Raw genomic sequence first — 1,692 nt, 5'->3', positions numbered from 1 at the left:
TCACCATAGGCGACACCGTTCGAGTTGACGGCCTTCCCAAAGCCCCAGTCGTCTATGACATTGGAAAACGAAAGCTCCCCCTCGTTCCTGAACGCATAGTTCTGAAGCTTATTTGAGGGGAGAAATTTTAATACTTCATTAATTGACATATTCTGTACAGAATCATTTTTTTCATCATTTATAAAATGACCAAAATCCTGATTCGCTAATTCTCTTTTGATACCGTTGGTCACAAAGATGTCCTTGAGCCCATCGTTGTCAAAGTCGGCAATCAGTGGTGCCCAGCTCCAATCGGTCTTGGAAATGCCCGAAAACTGTGCCACATCGCTAAAGGAGCCATTGCCGTTGTTAAGGTTAAGGATGTTGGACATATAGGCATAATGGAATCCTGAACGAACTGTCCTCCAAAAACCATTTGTATTCATAGTGGCCATATTTTCCTTACCTCTTCGGTGGTCTTCAGCGGACATATCCAGAACAAGCAGGTCGGGCAAAAGATCGTTGTTGACATCGGCATAATCCGAACCCATGCTACTATAAGACGTATGCTTTATTTTCGTGCTTATTTGATTTGTAAAGGTCCCGTTCTTATTGTTGATGTAAAGTTTATCAGGGGTGATAAAATCGTTGGCAACGAACACGTCCAGCCAACCATCGTTGTTGTAATCGCCTATGGAGGCACTCAAGCTAAACTCTTTGTTAATGATGCCGCTTTCCAAGGTAACATCGGTGAACCTCGTGCCATCGTTCCTGTAGAGGTGATCCGATGTTTGGGGGAAAAAATCCTTATCTTTTAAAATATTGTCAAGATTAATGGAGTTAAAGAAATCGTCTCGATGGTTAACAAGGAACATGTCCAGGTCGCCATCATTGTCATAGTCAAAAAAATAGGATTGGATCGAGAAACCATCATCGTCCAGTCCCCATTTTTGGGCCTCTTCCCTAAATGTCCCATCCTTTTGGTTGACGAATAACTTGTTTTTTCGAAGATTTGCCTGACTTCTGGATGCTGACTTACATACATAGATATCCATCCATCCATCGTTGTTGATGTCTATCATATTGACCCCCGTGGTCCAGCCACCTGTGTCCCCAACCCCTGCCTTCTCGGTAACGTCCTCAAACTCAAAATCACCTTTGTTCAGGTACAGCTTGTTGGACTGCTGGTTGGAGGTAAGATAGATGTCCTGGAGCCCATCGTTGTTAATATCACCTATCGCAACGCCCCCTCCATTATAGGCATAAGGGTAATTTAAAGCATTAAAATCGGCAGTCTCCTCTACGGTATTGTTGAAATCGATGTTTGTCAGTTCACTGTCCATCAAGGAGAAAAGCGTATTGGCCGTGGTCTCCTTCTTCTTTCTGACACTATCATCTTTGCAGGAATACGAGAGAATCAAAAGACATGCAAAAATTTGTATTTTGGATATGTTCATATTAGTTCTAGGTTCAGTACAACCGTCTTATAAATATCATATTGATAGGTGGTGTGGTTGGTTTCCAAATGTAAAAAAATTGAATGGTAGAACAAATGGTTATACAAAAAGAATTATTTCATGCTTTGTAATATAATATCACCATCATTAATTTGTAAAAACGGTATTTTAATCCAATCTAAAGATTGCCAATGGCATGTTGTTGTTTGCAATGAACAGGTAGGGCCTTCCCTTGACATCGACACGCTCCATACGC

At 41.4% G+C, this 1,692-nt stretch carries 1 protein-coding gene; it reads right to left on the bottom strand.

The window, feature by feature from the left end; translation table 11 throughout:
* Window positions 1-1,436 (bottom strand): FG-GAP repeat domain-containing protein (locus tag CDH49_RS15450; RefSeq protein ID WP_162296728.1); only part of this gene is annotated, 1,436 nt, incomplete at its 3' end.
* Between the last annotated feature and the right edge of the window lie 256 nt (window positions 1,437-1,692).

Origin of the sequence: Confluentibacter citreus (assembly GCF_002807055.1) — a bacterium.
Classification (GTDB): Bacteria; Bacteroidota; Bacteroidia; order Flavobacteriales; family Flavobacteriaceae; genus Confluentibacter; species Confluentibacter citreus.
Note: the sequence above shows the minus strand (reverse complement) of the source record. Positions and strands in the feature narration are given on the sequence as shown.